We start from the raw sequence: 18,322 nt of genomic DNA, 5'->3' as shown, positions 1-18,322 counted from the left end.
ACATTGCTTCAAAGCGAACGGACAGGTGGCGCCTTTTAGCGATTAATTGCGTTATCCATGTACTGAAAAAATCGGTAACCGTCCTAGGCGTTCTCGTGCGCGACTTGCCTTGAGAACATATTATTTTTGTAGGGAACACGTCATGCACACCAATGAGCGCTCCACCTTTCCCCTCAGTAGTCCGCAACGAGAGATCTGGTTGGAGCAGCTGATGATCGGCCATTCCATTTCCTCAATCATCGGGGTCTATCTGGAGATCGAAGATGAGATCGATATTGAGTGTTTCCGACGCGCCGCGCAGTTGACGGTCGATCAGTGCGAGGTACTACGGACCTGCATCTTGCAGGAAGTGGATAGCGATGGAATTCCACTGCAGGCGTTCGCCGGCCAGCTTGATATGCCGGTGACCGTAGTCGATGCGTCCATGCTGCCGAACCGCGAACAATGGCGGGACACGTGGATACAGGAGCAGATGGAAATGCCTTTCAAGTTCGATGGAACGCCGCTGTGGCGAATCGCGCTGTGCCGCTTCGAAACCAGGAGGTGGTATTGTGTGGTGAGTGCTCACCACATCCTGCTAGATGGCTGGTCGATGTATCTGACCATCCAAACTTTGAGCGAGATCTATAACGATCTAAGGGCTGAACGCGTTCCGCGGGTGGAGGTAAGGTCGTATCTGGACTTCATTGACCAGGACTTGAGTTATCAGCGTTCGACGCGCTATAAGAAAGATCGTGAGTATTGGCTGGAGAAATACGCAACGCTGCCCGAACCGATGTTTGCAGAAAATTTTCATCATGCCAATAGCGTCGAAAGCGGCTGCAGCATTAATTTCATGCGTGAGTTTCCGCTAGCGCTGCTGGATCGGATGACGGTGTTCGCGGAGATGCATGGCATCTCGCCGTTTCAGGTCAGTCTGGCAGCGTTGTACATCTATTTTTCCCGAACTTTGCAGCGTGACGACGTCGTAATAGGGGTCCCAATCCTTAATCGATCTGGCCATCAATTCAAGTCGTCCATCGGGATGTTTGCTCAAGTCACTCCAGTACGCATGTGCTTCGATTCAGAGTCGACGTTTCTGGAGATGGTGTTGAGCTTGTCCAAGGATATTCGCCGGGACTACCGCCACCAGAGCTTCCCGCTCAGTGAAATCGGGCGTGGATGTGGAATGATGAAGAGTGGAGCAACCCGGCTTTTCGATGTGGTGTTCTCTTTCGAACAAGGAGAGCATGTCCACCGTTTCGGTAGCACGCATTCGCGTTTGATCAAATGTTCCAACAATCAGGAATACAACGCGCTGTTGATGTATGTAAGAAGCAATGCCAACGATGGTGTAGCTTGGTTTCATGCCATCTACAATAGGGCGTACTTCGACGCGGACCAGATAGAGCTGCTGACAGAGCGCCTGATCCAGCTGATCGAGCAAGGCATAGCGCATCCCGAGCGGCGCTTACGCGCGTTCGAAATGCTGGTTCCAAGTGAGTTGGCGTTGGTGGATGCGTGGAGCCGCGGTAAGAAAACGGAGGTGCCTGACGCCACGTTCCAGGCATTGTTTCAGGCGCAGGCTACACGCACGCCGGATGCGATTGCAGTGATCTGTGGCTACCGGCAGCTGACTTATACGCAACTCAATGCGCGTGCCAATCAACTTGCCCACCATTTGATAGATATGGGTCTACAACCTGACGACCGCGTCGCGCTATGCATGGAGCGCAGTGTGGAACTGGTCGTGGCCTTGCTGGCGATACTGAAAGCCGGCGGCGCGTATGTACCACTGGATCCGCGGTATCCGGCTGACCGCCTTTCGTACATGCTGGCCGACAGTTCGCCCCGTGCGTTGTTACTGCACAGTCCAACCTTTGCGCGCTTGGGCGATGCAGATGTGCCGCGTCTTGATCTGGACGCTCCTGCTTGGCAATCAGCTCCGTGCACCGATCCGACAGTGATAGGCCTGACCTCGTCACATCTTGCCTATGTGATCTACACCTCAGGCTCCAGCGGTCGGCCCAAGGGCGTCATGGTGCCGCACGCGGCACTGGTCAGTTATCTTGACTGGGCCGTGGACTATTACAAGCCACAGCAAGGTGCGGTGGTGTCGTCATCGCTATCCTTCGATGCCACCGTGACCAGCCTGTATCTGCCGCTACTGTGCGGTGGAACGACCGAGCTGCTGCCGGAATACGATGAAATCGATGCCTTGCAGCAACGTCTTAGCTCGGACAAGCCGCTGGGTCTGGTCAAAATTACCCCGGCCCATCTGGAAGTACTGACGCAACAACTTGCTGCCCGTGGTGCAACCCCTGCAGCAGCGCTGTTTGTGATCGGCGGCGAAGCGCTACCAGCCTCTACCGTCAAACATCTACGGGCGCTTGCGCCACAAGTGCGTTTGGTGAACGAGTATGGCCCTACCGAGACGGTGGTGGGTTGCGTCGTGTACGAGATTCCACTGGGATGGGAGTCTGGTGCGGCAGCCAGTGTGCCGATCGGACGGCCGATTGCGAACATGGGTGTTCATATTCTGGACGCACACGGACAGCGGATGCCGATCGGTGTCGCAGGTGAAGTATGCATCGCCGGCGCGCAGGTCACGCGCGGCTACCTCAATCGTGCTGTGCTGACCGATCAATGTTTTGTTGCCGATCCTTTAAGTGCAGTGCCGGGCGCACGGATGTATCGCACCGGCGACCTCGCTCGTTGGCTACCTGATGGCAACCTTGAGTACCTGGGCCGCAACGACGAACAGGTCAAGATTCGCGGTTTCCGGATCGAGCCTGCAGAGATTGCGTCCAGGCTACAGGAGCATGCGCAGGTGCGCGAGGTGACCGTGGTTACCCGTGACGATGCAACCGGGCAGAAATCGCTGGTGGCCTATTACGTGCCAGCCGATGGGTGCGAGGTGGCTCCTGAAAAGTTGCGGACATATCTGCAAGATCAATTGCCAGAGTACATGGTGCCTGCGGTCTACGTACAGATTGGTGCATTACCTCTGACACCCAACGGAAAGCTCGATCACAAGGCCTTGCCGGCACCGCAGGCACAGGCTTACGTGCAACATGGATACGTGGCACCCGATGGGCAGATGGAGGAGGTGTTGGCGGAGTTGTGGAGCGAGGTACTCAAAATCGATCGGGTGGGACGCCACGATCACTTCTTCGAACTCGGCGGGCACTCCTTGCTGGTTGTCGCTTTGTTGCAACGGATGCGTCGGCGCGGTCTGAGTGCTGACGTCAAATCGCTGCTCAGCAAGCCGACATTGATGGCAATGGCGGCAGTGGTCGGTGTCAGCAACGACGTGGCAGTGCCGGAAAACAGGATTCCGGCAGAGTGCGATCGCATCGTGCCCGAACTCTTGTCATTGATTGATCTGAGCCAGGAGTCGATTGATCGCATTGTGGCGACGGTGCCCGGCGGTGCGCGCAATGTGCAGGATATCTATCCATTGGCACCGTTGCAGGAAGGCATCGTCTATCACCATCTGTGGGCAAAGCAAGGCGATCCGTATCTGCAATACGCAAGTTTTACTTTTGCTGATCGTGGACGCCTTGACTCGTTTGCCGACGCGCTGCAGCGGGTTGTGGCGCGACACGATATCCTGCGCACCGCCATTGTTTGGGAGTACCTGGATGCACCTGTGCAGGTCGTCTGGCGGCGCGCGACGGTTCCTCTGATGGAGATGGTACTGGATGCTGCAAATGGCGATGTCCTGCAGCAACTCCAGGCACAGCTGAATCCGGACAGGCAGCATCTCGATCTGCGTATGGCCCCTTTACTGCGCCTAGGTTACGCGCACGACGCCGTTGGTAAGCGCTGGGTTGGCGTATTGCTTTTTCATCATCTGATCGGTGATGCGGCGTCGGTGGAGAGCCTGCTACAAGAGATGGGATGCCATATACGTGGGGATGATGACGCGCTGCCGCCATTGTTCCCTTATCGTGATTACACGATGCAGGCACGATTGAGTCAGCAGTCGCAAGAGCACACCGCATTCTTTACGGAAATGCTAGGCGACGTGAGCGAGCCGACGTTGCCATTTGGGATCGAAGCACCGGATACCGATCACTCCACCATGTGCAAGGTAGTGAAGTCGGTTGATCCATCGGTGGATCGACGACTGCGCATGCAGGCGAGGCAATTGGGGGTGAGAGAGGCCAGCCTTTATCATGTCGCCTGGGCGCAGGTGCTGGGTGCGGTGGCTGGACAGCAGGACGTGGTATTCGGCACGGTGTTGCTTGGCAGGACCCACGGGAGAGACATCGAGCGTGCCATTGGGATGTTTATCAACACGCTGCCGATACGGGTCAGTCTGGGGCCTGTAGCTGTCCGTGCGACCATCGAGCAGACGCATGCACGACTGAGCGCCATGCTGTCGCACGAGCATACTTCGCTGACAGTGGCTCAACGTTGCAGCGGTATCACCGCCTCGCGCCCCTTGTTCAACACGTTGCTGAACTATCGCAGGACAAGCAGAGAAAGGCTTGGCGGCACCGTGCTGGATGCCTGGCCGGGTATCGACATCCTGGGCGGGGAAGAGCGCAGCACGTATCCATTGAGTCTGTCAGTGGATGACCTGGGCGACGGTTCGCAGTTGACATTGCTTGCCGCTGTTGCGTTCGACGCAGATCGCCTGTGCACCTACATGCAGGTGGCTTTGACGCAACTGGTCGATGCCTTGGAGCAAACACCGGATCGCCCGATCGGCCAACTCTGCGTGGTGCCGTGCGACGAACGCCAGCGGCTGCTCGGCTTCAACGCCACACAGATGCCTGCGGAGTCGCACCGCACCATCCCGGCGATGGTCGAGCGACAGGCTGCCAGCACGCCTGATGCGATTGCGGTGGAGTGTGGGCACAAGCAGCTGCGTTATGCCGAGCTCAATGCACGCGCCAATGCGCTTGCAGATCAATTGATCACGCTGGGTGTCGTGCCAGACGATCGGGTGGCGATTTGCGTCCAGCGCAGCCCCGAATTGCTGGTGGGCTTGTTGGCGATTCTCAAGGCGGGCGCTGCCTATGTGCCGCTGGATCCAAGCTATCCATCGGAGCGCTTGCGTTATCTGCTGCAAGACAGTGCGCCGCGTGCGGTGCTGCGACATGCGGCCACGCGCGAGGTGCTCAGCGGTGACGTACTGAGCGCACTGCCATTGCCAGCGATCGATATCGACTTTGTAAATGCATCGGATCTTGGCACGCCCAATCCCGTGGTTGCGGGACTAGACCCTGCACACCTGGCCTACGTGATCTACACCTCCGGCTCCACCGGGCAGCCCAAGGGTGTGATGGTCGAGCATCGGCAGCTGGCGCAGTTGATCGATTGGCATTGCACTAAATTTGGTGTGCAGGCAGGATCGCGCACCTCCAGCGTGGCGGGCCTGAGCTTTGATGCGGCCGCCTGGGAAATCTGGCCGACCCTGTGTGCCGGTGGCTGCCTACTCGTGCCGGCTGGCGATAACGATGTGGATGCCTTGCTGCGTTGGTGGCATGCACAGGAACTGGACGTGAGCTTCCTGCCGACGCCCATTGCCGAGCATGCATTTGCATCCGGCATCATGCCGAAGCGGTTGACGCATCTGCTGGTTGGCGGTGATCGCTTGCGCCAGGTTCCGGCAGGGCTGCCGTTTGCTGTCCATAACAATTACGGGCCGACCGAGACCACCGTGGTGGCGACCAGTAGCGAGGTGGTGCCGGAGACGCTGCATCCTTCGATCGGTAAACCACTGCCACACCTGCGTGCCTATGTGCTGGATGCGCAACGGCAATTGACACCCTTGAGGGTGGTTGGCGAGTTGTATCTCGGCGGTACGGCCGTGGCGCGAGGTTACCTCGGGCGCGAGGCGTTGACTGCCGAGCGCTTTATCGATGACCCGTTGCATCCAGGCGAACGTATGTACCGCACCGGCGACCTGTGTCGGTGGTTGGAAGACGGCAGCCTCGACTACGTCGGCCGCAACGATGCGCAGGTCAAGATCCGAGGCAGGCGCATCGAGTTGGGCGAGATCGAGGTGCACCTGCTTGCGCACGCACAAGTACGTGAGGCAGTGGTACTGGCGCGCGAAGATGTGGCGGGTGACAAGCGCCTGGTGGCCTATGTCATCGCGCAAGATGCACAACAGGTACCGATGGCTGAGGTCTTGAGCGAGGACCTGCGCAGTGTGCTGGCCGACTACATGGTGCCCGAGGCATTTGTGTTCCTGGATGCTTGGCCGCTGACGCCCAACGGCAAACTCGATCGCAAGGCGCTGCCAATGCCCGATGCTGCTGCGCGCAGCCTGCAGTGCTATGAGCCGCCGACCGATGCATTGGAGCAGACCTTGGCCGAGATCTGGCAGTCGGTGTTGGGCGTGGAGCGAGTGGGGCGGCACGATAATTTCTTCCAGCTGGGCGGCCACTCATTGCTTGCGGTGACGCTGGTGGAGCGGATGCGCCAACATGGCCTAAGCGCCGATGTACGGGTGCTGTTCGGGCAATCGACGCTGGTGGCTCTTGCCGCAGCAGTTGGCAATGAACTTGAAGTGGAAGTGCCTGCGAACCTGATCCCACAGGACTGTCAGCGCATCACCCCCGAGCTGTTGACGCTGGTGCAGTTGTCACAGGACGCGATCGACCGCATCGTGGCCACCGTGCCCGGCGGAGCTGCGAACGTGCAGGACATCTATCCGCTCGCGCCGTTGCAGGAGGGTGTGCTGTATCACTATTTAGCTGCAAGACAGGGCGATCCGTATCTGCAGTCTGCCCAACTGTCTTTCGACAGCCGCGATCGTCTGGATCAGTTTGCGCAAGCCTTGCAGCAAGTGATCGACCGCCACGATGTTTTGCGTACCAGCGTGATTTGGGAGGGTTTGCATGCCCCAATACAGGTGGTATGGCGGAAAGCGACGCTGGTCGTTTCGCAGCTAGTAGTGGATTGGAGCTATGAGGATTCAGTACAACAACTGCATTCGACCTTTGATCCGCTATTGTATCGTCTGGATCTATCAACTGCGCCGTTGCTCCAGCTCCACTACGTCTACGACACAATGCGTGCCTGTTGGGTCGCGATGCTGCTGATCCATCATCTGGTAGACGATGCGGCCACGATGCATGTCTTGCATGCAGAGCTACATGCATATTTGTCCGGCAATGGCGATCAGCTTGCTGCATCAATTCCATATCGCAACTACGTGGCACAGGCGCGCCGCCAAGAACATCGAGCAGAGCGGGAGGCATTTTTCCGGCGATCGCTGGGAGATTTCGAAGCGCCCACGCTGCCTTATGGTCTGCAGGACATCCGCGGGGATGGTTGTTCTGCCGAGCAGTCAGTGAGCTTGCTTGAGACTCATCTGCATGGAAGGTTACGTGCATGCGCAGCGCAACTGGGGGTGACACCATCCAGTCTGTATCACCTCGCCTGGGCGCACGTGCTGGGACAGGTTGCGGCAACAAATGATGTGGTGTTCGGAACCGTATTACTGGGACGAATGCAGGCAGGCGCGGGCGCGGATCGCGCGATGGGGATGTTCATCAATACATTGCCCTTACGCGTGCGCTTGACCAAGCAACCAGTGCGCGAAATGGTCCATGCAGTTCATGCACAACTGAGTGCGTTGTTGTTGCACGAACATGCTGCGCTGAGCGAGGCCCAACGTTGCAGTGGTGTGGCGCCACCGTCGCCATTGTTCAGCGCACTGCTCAACTACCGATCATATCGGCAGGCGCCGTTGTCATCTGAGCGATCCATGCCTTGGCCGGGTATTGAAATACTGCAAACGCAGCGTGGAAGCCATTATCCGGTACTGCTTGATGTGGAGGAGATGGAAGATACCGTACAGCTGACGGGGCATCTGCCCGCCGGCTACGATGCGAAGCGGCTGTGCACCTACATGCAGGTGGCTTTGACGCAACTGGTCGATGCCTTGGAGCAAACACCGGATCGCCCGATCGGCCAACTCTGCGTGGTGCCGTGCGACGAACGCCAGCGGCTGCTCGGCTTCAACGCCACACAGATGCCTGCGGAGTCGCACCGCACCATCCCGGCGATGGTCGAGCGACAGGCTGCCAGCACGCCTGATGCGATTGCGGTGGAGTGTGGGGACAAGCAGCTGCGTTATGCCGAGCTCAATGCACGCGCCAATGCGCTTGCAGATCAATTGATCACGCTGGGTGTCGTACCAGACGATCGGGTGGCGATTTGCGTCCAGCGCAGCCCCGAATTGCTGGTGGGCTTGTTGGCGATTCTCAAGGCGGGCGCTGCCTATGTGCCGCTGGATCCAAGCTATCCATCGGAGCGCTTGCGTTATCTGCTGCAAGACAGTGCGCCGCGTGCGGTGCTGCGACATGCGGCCACGCGCGAGGTGCTCAGCGGTGACGTACTGAGCGCACTGCCATTGCCAGCGATCGATATCGACTTTGTAAATGCATCGGATCTTGGCACGCCCAATCCCGTGGTTGCGGGACTAGACCCTGCACACCTGGCCTACGTGATCTACACCTCCGGCTCCACCGGGCAGCCCAAGGGTGTGATGGTCGAGCATCGGCAGCTGGCGCAGTTGATCGATTGGCATTGCACTAAATTTGGTGTGCAGGCAGGATCGCGCACCTCCAGCGTGGCGGGCCTGAGCTTTGATGCGGCCGCCTGGGAAATCTGGCCGACCCTGTGTGCCGGTGGCTGCCTACTCGTGCCGGCTGGCGATAACGATGTGGATGCCTTGCTGCGTTGGTGGCATGCACAGGAACTGGACGTGAGCTTCCTGCCGACGCCCATTGCCGAGCATGCATTTGCATCCGGCATCATGCCGAAGCGGTTGACGCATCTGCTGGTTGGCGGTGATCGCTTGCGCCAGGTTCCGGCAGGGCTGCCGTTTGCTGTCCATAACAATTACGGGCCGACCGAGACCACCGTGGTGGCGACCAGTAGCGAGGTGGTGCCGGAGACGCTGCATCCTTCGATCGGTAAACCACTGCCACACCTGCGTGCCTATGTGCTGGATGCGCAACGGCAATTGACACCCTTGAGGGTGGTTGGCGAGTTGTATCTCGGCGGTACGGCCGTGGCGCGAGGTTACCTCGGGCGCGAGGCGTTGACTGCCGAGCGCTTTATCGATGACCCGTTGCATCCAGGCGAACGTATGTACCGCACCGGCGACCTGTGTCGGTGGTTGGAAGACGGCAGCCTCGACTACGTCGGCCGCAACGATGCGCAGGTCAAGATCCGAGGCAGGCGCATCGAGTTGGGCGAGATCGAGGTGCACCTGCTTGCGCACGCACAAGTACGTGAGGCAGTGGTACTGGCGCGCGAAGATGTGGCGGGTGACAAGCGCCTGGTGGCCTATGTCATCGCGCAAGATGCACAACAGGTACCGATGGCTGAGGTCTTGAGCGAGGACCTGCGCAGTGTGCTGGCCGACTACATGGTGCCCGAGGCATTTGTGTTCCTGGATGCTTGGCCGCTGACGCCCAACGGCAAACTCGATCGCAAGGCGCTGCCAATGCCCGATGCTGCTGCGCGCAGCCTGCAGTGCTATGAGCCGCCGGCCGATGCATTGGAGCAGACCTTGGCCGAGATCTGGCAGTCGGTGTTGGGCGTGGAGCGAGTGGGGCGGCACGATAATTTCTTCCAGCTGGGCGGGCATTCGTTGCTTGCCGTCACGCTGGTGGAGCGGATCAGGCAGGAAGGCATTGAGGCTGATGTCCGCACCTTATTCGATCAACCCAAGCTATCTGATTACGCGGCTGCGATTGAGCGGGTGGAGATTGTGCTGTGATCACATCAGAGTTCATTGAATCGCTGAAGCAGAAAGGTGTCGAGCTCTCGCTCAAGGACGGACAATTAGTCGTCCGTGGCAATAAGGCTTCACTCGGTGACGCGTCGATGATTGCGGCACTACGCGAACATAAGGCGCTGCTGATCGAACTGCTGCAACATGCGCCAGCAGTTGCAGATCCGGATCATTCCGGTCTTGCGCACACAACGGCCAGCATTACCCCCTCCATGCTGCCTTTAGTCGAGTTGACCCAGCAACAGATCGATCGCATCGTGGCAACGGTGCCGGGCGGTGTGTCAAACGTGCAGGATATCTACCCGCTAGCGCCATTGCAGGAAGGCGTGCTTTATCACCATTTATCCGCGGCACAGGGTGACCCCTATCTGTTACAGGCACAGTTTGCATTCTCGGATCAGCAGCGGCTGCATGCCTTCATCACCGCCTTGCAGCAGGTGATCGATCGCCACGATATTCTGCGTTCCAGCATCGTCTGGGAGGAGCTGGATACACCGGTGCAGGTGGTGTGGCGGCAGGCCACGCTACCGATGGAACAGGTCGACTGCGATCCGGAAAACGGTGCGATCATCGAACAGTTGCAGCAGCGATTCGGTGCGCGCAAACATGCATTGAATCTGCAGTGCGCACCCTTACTCAAACTAGTTTATGCCCATGATCCTGCCAACCTGCGCTGGGTGGGAATGTTGTTATTTCACCACTTGGTGCTTGACCATTTTGCATTGCAGACCTTGAGATATGAACTGCAGGTGTGCCTGCTTGGCAATGCCCACACATTGCCTGCGCAGAAGCCATATCGCGCTTATGTGATGCAGGCGCGTTTGGGTTCGAGGGACCAAGAACATCGCGATTTTTTCGAGCAGCGCTTGCGTGACGTGGATGAACCGACTTTACCGTTTGGCTTGCGCGATCAGCAAAGTGATGGGAACACGATCGAAGAGTCGAGTTTGTCAGTCATGCCTGACCTCAGCAGACGGTTACGACGACAGGCGCGACTGTTGGGGATCAGCGCGGCGAGTCTGCATCATCTGGCCTGGGCACACGTGCTTGGATGTACCTGCACGCGCGACGATGTGGTGTTCGGCACCGTATTGCTAGGCCGTATGCAGGGCAATGCCGAGACCACCCTGGGATTGGGAATGTTCATCAATACATTACCGTTGAGAGTTCAGCTGGATCGACCGGTGCTTGCTGCTGCACGCAAGATGCATGAAGAACTGATCGCATTGCTGGCGCATGAGCATGTGTCCTTGGCGCTGGCGCAGCGTTGCAGTGGTGTCGCAGCGCCGGCCCCCTTGTTTAGCGCACTGCTGAACTATCGACATACTTCTCCCACTGACGAATTCGCTGAAGACGCTGTGTGGCAAGGCATCGACGTTCTGCATGCGGAAGAACGCACCAATTATGCGTTGACGCTGAATGTGGATGACCTTGGCGTAGGCTTTCGCCTGACGGCGCAGGTTAGCCCGGCAGTCGGCGCGGCGCGTGTGTGCAGCTATATGCATACAGCATTGGCCAGCGTAGTCGACGCACTGGAACGCACACCGTATCAACGCGTATGCGAACTTCCCATCCTGTCGGATGCCGAATTCAAGCAACTGGTAGTCGAGTGCAATACGCCGTGCATGGAGCCTGCGACGGGACCTCTTTTGCATCAGATCTTCGAATCGCAGGCCGCTGTGCGGCCCGATGCGGTGGCGGTAGAGTTCGAGCAGACTCAGCTGAGTTATGCCCAGCTTAATCAGCGGGCCAATCAACTTGCGCATTGCCTGCTAGAGCTCGGCGTGCGCCCGGACGATCGGGTAGCGTTGTGCATAGAACGCGGATGCGAGTTGCTGATCGGCATGCTTGGTATCCTCAAGGTTGGTGCTGCGTATGTGCCCCTGGATCCTGCTTCGCCACAGGACCGATTGACTTTCACGTTGTCCGACAGTGCGCCAGTTGCACTGGTGACCGATACACGTTCCAACGAGGTGCTGCCGCAGGTCACTTGCCCAAAGCTGTGTATTGACGCATCCGAAAACAATCCGCTGACAGCACAGCCCTTGCACAATCCGCAGATTGCAGGGCTCGCGCCGGAGCATCTGGCGTACGTGATCTACACCTCAGGCTCCAGCGGCAAGTCCAAGGGCGTGTTGGTGGAGCATCGCAATGTGACCCGCCTATTCACCGCGACCCACGCTTGGTTCGATTTCAATGCGCACGATACCTGGGCGCTGTTCCATTCCTTCGCATTCGATTTTTCAGTGTGGGAGATCTGGGGCGCATTGCTGCACGGGGGGCGTTTATTGGTGGTGCCGCAGCAGATCACACGTTCGCCGAAGGAGTGCTATGCATTGCTCTGTCAGGTTGGTGTGACCGTACTCAACCAGACGCCCAGCGCGTTCCGTCAGTTGATCGCCGCGCAGGAAACGCAGACGCAAGCACATTGCCTGCGGGTCGTGATCTTCGGTGGGGAAGCATTGGAGCCGGGCATGCTCAAGCCGTGGTATGGCATGCCGCAAAACGCTGCCACTCAGTTGGTCAATATGTATGGAATCACCGAAACGACAGTGCATGTCACCTATTACTCGCTGTCGCCGACAGATGCGCACAGTAGCGGTGTCAGTCCGATCGGGCGGCGCATTCCAGACCTGCGACTCTATGTGCTGGACGCGCAGCGCCGACCGGTACCCAGCGGTGTGATGGGTGAACTTTATGTAGGTGGTGCTGGCGTTGCGCGTGGCTATTTGAATAGGCCAGAGCTGACGGCCGAGCGGTTCATTGACGATCCGTTTCATCCAGGTGCAAGACTCTACAAGAGTGGCGACCTCGCTCGTTGGCGGCCTGATGGCAACCTGGAGTACCTGGGCCGCAACGACGAACAGGTCAAGATCCGTGGGTTTCGCATCGAGCTTGGCGAAATCCAGGTTCGGCTCACTGAACACCAGGACATCCGTGACGCGATCATCGTGGCGCGTGCAGATGACCACGGGCACAAACAACTGGTGGCCTATGCGATCGCAACCGACCCACTGTCGGTACCGTCAGCTGATGTGCTGCGTCAGCATCTGCTCACTGTGCTGGCGGACTACATGGTGCCAAGCGCTTTCGTCATGCTTGAAAGCTGGCCGCTGACGCTTAACGGCAAGCTCGACCTTAAAGCGCTGCCCGCACCCGATGCGGACGCGCACGCGCGCCAGGACTATGCGGCGCCGCAAGGAGAAGTAGAGCAGTTGCTGGCGAAGTTGTGGTCGGACGTATTGCAGGTGGAGCAGGTCGGCCGACACGATAACTTTTTTGCGTTGGGCGGCCACTCATTGCTTGCGGTGACGCTGGTGGAGCGGATGCGCCAACATGGCCTAAGCGCCGATGTACGGGTGCTGTTCGGGCAATCGACGCTGGTGGCTCTTGCCGCAGCAGTTGGCAATGAACTTGAAGTGGAAGTGCCTGCGAACCTGATCCCACAGGACTGTCAGCGCATCACCCCCGAGCTGTTGACGCTGGTGCAGTTGTCACAGGACGCGATCGACCGCATCGTGGCCACCGTGCCCGGCGGAGCTGCGAACGTGCAGGACATCTATCCGCTCGCGCCGTTGCAGGAGGGTGTGCTGTATCACTATTTAGCTGCAAGACAGGGCGATCCGTATCTGCAGTCTGCCCAACTGTCTTTCGACAGCCGCGATCGTCTGGATCAGTTTGCGCAAGCCTTGCAGCAAGTGATCGACCGCCACGATGTTTTGCGTACCAGCGTGATTTGGGAGGGTTTGCATGCCCCAATACAGGTGGTATGGCGGAAAGCGACGCTGGTCGTTTCGCAGCTAGTAGTGGATTGGAGCTATGAGGATTCAGTACAACAACTGCATTCGACCTTTGATCCGCTATTGTATCGTCTGGATCTATCAACTGCGCCGTTGCTCCAGCTCCACTACGTCTACGACACAATGCGTGCCTGTTGGGTCGCGATGCTGCTGATCCATCATCTGGTAGACGATGCGGCCACGATGCATGTCTTGCATGCAGAGCTACATGCATATTTGTCCGGCAATGGCGATCAGCTTGCTGCATCAATTCCATATCGCAACTACGTGGCACAGGCGCGCCGCCAAGAACATCGAGCAGAGCGGGAGGCATTTTTCCGGCGATCGCTGGGAGATTTCGAAGCGCCCACGCTGCCTTATGGTCTGCAGGACATCCGCGGGGATGGTTGTTCTGCCGAGCAGTCAGTGAGCTTGCTTGAGACTCATCTGCATGGAAGGTTACGTGCATGCGCAGCGCAACTGGGGGTGACACCATCCAGTCTGTATCACCTCGCCTGGGCGCACGTGCTGGGACAGGTTGCGGCAACAAATGATGTGGTGTTCGGAACCGTATTACTGGGACGAATGCAGGCAGGCGCGGGCGCGGATCGCGCGATGGGGATGTTCATCAATACATTGCCCTTACGCGTGCGCTTGACCAAGCAACCAGTGCGCGAAATGGTCCATGCAGTTCATGCACAACTGAGTGCGTTGTTGTTGCACGAACATGCTGCGCTGAGCGAGGCCCAACGTTGCAGTGGTGTGGCGCCACCGTCGCCATTGTTCAGCGCACTGCTCAACTACCGATCATATCGGCAGGCGCCGTTGTCATCTGAGCGATCCATGCCTTGGCCGGGTATTGAAATACTGCAAACGCAGCGTGGAAGCCATTATCCGGTACTGCTTGATGTGGAGGAGATGGAAGATACCGTACAGCTGACGGGGCATCTGCCCGCCGGCTACGATGCGAAGCGGCTGTGCACCTACATGCAGGTGGCTTTGACGCAACTGGTCGATGCCTTGGAGCAAACACCGGATCGCCCGATCGGCCAACTCTGCGTGGTGCCGTGCGACGAACGCCAGCGGCTGCTCGGCTTCAACGCCACACAGATGCCTGCGGAGTCGCACCGCACCATCCCGGCGATGGTCGAGCGACAGGCTGCCAGCACGCCTGATGCGATTGCGGTGGAGTGTGGGGACAAGCAGCTGCGTTATGCCGAGCTCAATGCACGCGCCAATGCGCTTGCAGATCAATTGATCACGCTGGGTGTCGTACCAGACGATCGGGTGGCGATTTGCGTCCAGCGCAGCCCCGAATTGCTGGTGGGCTTGTTGGCGATTCTCAAGGCGGGCGCTGCCTATGTGCCGCTGGATCCAAGCTATCCATCGGAGCGCTTGCGTTATCTGCTGCAAGACAGTGCGCCGCGTGCGGTGCTGCGACATGCGGCCACGCGCGAGGTGCTCAGCGGTGACGTACTGAGCGCACTGCCATTGCCAGCGATCGATATCGACTTTGTAAATGCATCGGATCTTGGCACGCCCAATCCCGTGGTTGCGGGACTAGACCCTGCACACCTGGCCTACGTGATCTACACCTCCGGCTCCACCGGGCAGCCCAAGGGTGTGATGGTCGAGCATCGGCAGCTGGCGCAGTTGATCGATTGGCATTGCACTAAATTTGGTGTGCAGGCAGGATCGCGCACCTCCAGCGTGGCGGGCCTGAGCTTTGATGCGGCCGCCTGGGAAATCTGGCCGACCCTGTGTGCCGGTGGCTGCCTACTCGTGCCGGCTGGCGATAACGATGTGGATGCCTTGCTGCGTTGGTGGCATGCACAGGAACTGGACGTGAGCTTCCTGCCGACGCCCATTGCCGAGCATGCATTTGCATCCGGCATCATGCCGAAGCGGTTGACGCATCTGCTGGTTGGCGGTGATCGCTTGCGCCAGGTTCCGGCAGGGCTGCCGTTTGCTGTCCATAACAATTACGGGCCGACCGAGACCACCGTGGTGGCGACCAGTAGCGAGGTGGTGCCGGAGACGCTGCATCCTTCGATCGGTAAACCACTGCCACACCTGCGTGCCTATGTGCTGGATGCGCAACGGCAATTGACACCCTTGAGGGTGGTTGGCGAGTTGTATCTCGGCGGTACGGCCGTGGCGCGAGGTTACCTCGGGCGCGAGGCGTTGACTGCCGAGCGCTTTATCGATGACCCGTTGCATCCAGGCGAACGTATGTACCGCACCGGCGACCTGTGTCGGTGGTTGGAAGACGGCAGCCTCGACTACGTCGGCCGCAACGATGCGCAGGTCAAGATCCGAGGCAGGCGCATCGAGTTGGGCGAGATCGAGGTGCACCTGCTTGCGCACGCACAAGTACGTGAGGCAGTGGTACTGGCGCGCGAAGATGTGGCGGGTGACAAGCGCCTGGTGGCCTATGTCATCGCGCAAGATGCACAACAGGTACCGATGGCTGAGGTCTTGAGCGAGGACCTGCGCAGTGTGCTGGCCGACTACATGGTGCCCGAGGCATTTGTGTTCCTGGATGCTTGGCCGCTGACGCCCAACGGCAAACTCGATCGCAAGGCGCTGCCAATGCCCGATGCTGCTGCGCGCAGCCTGCAGTGCTATGAGCCGCCGGCCGATGCATTGGAGCAGACCTTGGCCGAGATCTGGCAGTCGGTGTTGGGCGTGGAGCGAGTGGGGCGGCACGATAATTTCTTCCAGCTGGGCGGGCATTCGTTGCTGGTCGTTCGCCTCAGCGGCTTGTTGGAACAGGCGCAGTTGACGATCCCGCTAGGCGAGTTGCTGCAGCATTCCACGCTTGCTGCAATGGCGGCGGCGATCCAGCGCTATCAGCATGATCGGCCTGACCTTCATACTCCGCGTACATCTGCGGTGGTCGCCGTGCGCGCCGCCGGCACGCAGCGCCCACTGTTTCTGGTGCATGACTTCACCGGTCTGGATCTGTACTTTTCAGCACTGGGTCAGCACATAGAACCTGATGTACCGGTCTATGGATTATCGGCGATTCCATTAGGCGAGTTTCAGCCGTGCACTGTGGAGGAGCTTGCAACGCGCCTGCTTGCAAACCTGCGCACAGTGCAGGCACACGGGCCGTATCGCATTGCCGGTTGGTCATTCGGTGGCCTGCTTGCGTATGAAATGGTCACGCAACTGGTGTCTTGCGATGAGCAAGTGGAATTTGTCGGCTTGATCGATACTTATTACCCCACGCAGGTCGATCTGGGCCCTGCCTTCCGGGAGCCGGAACTCACCCAGCGCTACCTATTGCTGCAGCACTGCCTGGCCGCAACGTCCGAGCACGACGACCCACAATCGTCGACGCACTGTCTGACTGCGTTGATCGAACAGGTGCAACAATGGACGCTGGAGGCGCTGATTGCCTTCTGTCATCTGCGTAACTGGTTGCCCAAGCAATGGGCAGGCCATAGCGACACCGCACTGCTTAACTATCTAGCGCGCGAAGCCGGACATGGTCATGCGCATCGTCACTACGTGCCGATGCCGGTCACAACGCCAATACATCTGTTTACTGCTAACGATGTGTTGCCAACGCGAGCGTCCAGCGATGCCCCGCTCGGTTGGCAAAGCCTGTTGCCGGCGCCGATGCTGAAGCTTGTGGTGGTGCCAGGCGACCACCACACGATGCTTGAGCAGCCACATGTTGCCGCGTTGGGCGCGGCACTCAGCAGCGCGATGGACACGGCAAGCCGCCTACCGGCACACCGTCAGCACAAGCATCTTCCTTTGACCTGCATCCACAAAGGCCTGCCCACGCAGACCCCGGTGATCTGTGTGCCAGGCGCGGGCGCCAATGTGGCTGGATTTGTCGATTTGTCGTCAGCGCTGGGCGAATCGTGGCCGGTATACGGCCTGCAACCGCGCGGGCTGGAAGGGGAGCAGCTTCCCTATGGCAGTGTCGAGGTTGCGGCGCAAGCGTATGTACGTGCGTTGGCACAGGCCTTACCGGATCGAACGGTACATCTGCTCGGGCATTCGTTTGGCGGCTGGGTTGCCTACGAGATGGCCTGCATGCTGAGTGCGCGAGGGTTCGCAGTGGCATCACTGACACTGATCGATTGCGAAGTGCTTGGCGGCGATGGTATGGCCGGCAAACCGTACACGGCCACTGCCGTACTGGAGTGTTTGATCAAGTTGTTACAGGTGGACAGTGGCGTCGACTTCGGTATTTCACTGGAAACATTTCGATACATGGACAACGCAGCGCAGCTGCAGGCCGTACATGCTGGAATGGTCCGGGCTGGCTTGCTGCCGCGACGCTCGGTACCCGAAGCCATTCGCGGCATGGTGCAGGTGTTCGGGATGGCCTTGCGAACCGCATACACGCCGGCTGCACGGTTCGGCGGACCGTTGCGGTTGGTGCTGGCCGATGATCCGCTGCTGGATGCTGAGCAGAACCGGCTGGAGCATCACGCCAAGAGCGCTGCCTGGAAAGCGCTCGCACCACAGTTGCGCGTCTGGCGCGGGCCCGGCGATCACTTCACGGCGCTGCGTGCTCCGCATGTGCAGCACTTTGTGACATGGTGGAAGAAGACGATGGAGGTTGAGCGTCAGGACCAGAGCCAGACAGAGCTGCTGCGGCCGTGACTAGGACATTCGGCGCCCCCCCCGGTGCGCCGAATCGCAGCGGGCTTCTGCTTTGCGGCGATGGGTCCGAAACGCAAGGTAGTAAGCAAAAATCACTGTGGCGTGACCCAGGAACGCAAACTCCTCGCCAACGCCGTGCGCAGCCATCGGGGTTCGTCTTCAC

At 59.0% G+C, this 18,322-nt stretch carries 2 protein-coding genes; both read left to right on the top strand.

From position 1 onward, the window contains the following. The first annotated feature begins 109 nt into the window (after positions 1-109). Complete coding sequence (locus tag J5I97_RS09325; protein ID WP_345776693.1) at positions 110-9,736, top strand: non-ribosomal peptide synthetase; 9,627 nt, start codon at positions 110-112, stop codon at positions 9,734-9,736. After that, the gene (locus J5I97_RS09320) at positions 9,733-18,159 is read left to right on the top strand and encodes a non-ribosomal peptide synthetase (protein ID WP_208591411.1); all 8,427 of its coding nucleotides are present in this window, start codon (positions 9,733-9,735) and stop codon (positions 18,157-18,159) included. The genes J5I97_RS09325 and J5I97_RS09320 overlap by 4 nt, the downstream gene beginning before the upstream one ends. The last annotated feature ends 163 nt before the right edge of the window (positions 18,160-18,322 follow it).

The organism is Xanthomonas fragariae, from assembly GCF_017603965.1.
In the GTDB taxonomy this organism is placed as follows: domain Bacteria; phylum Pseudomonadota; class Gammaproteobacteria; order Xanthomonadales; family Xanthomonadaceae; genus Xanthomonas; species Xanthomonas fragariae_A.
This window is presented reverse-complemented; position numbering and strand designations above follow the sequence as displayed.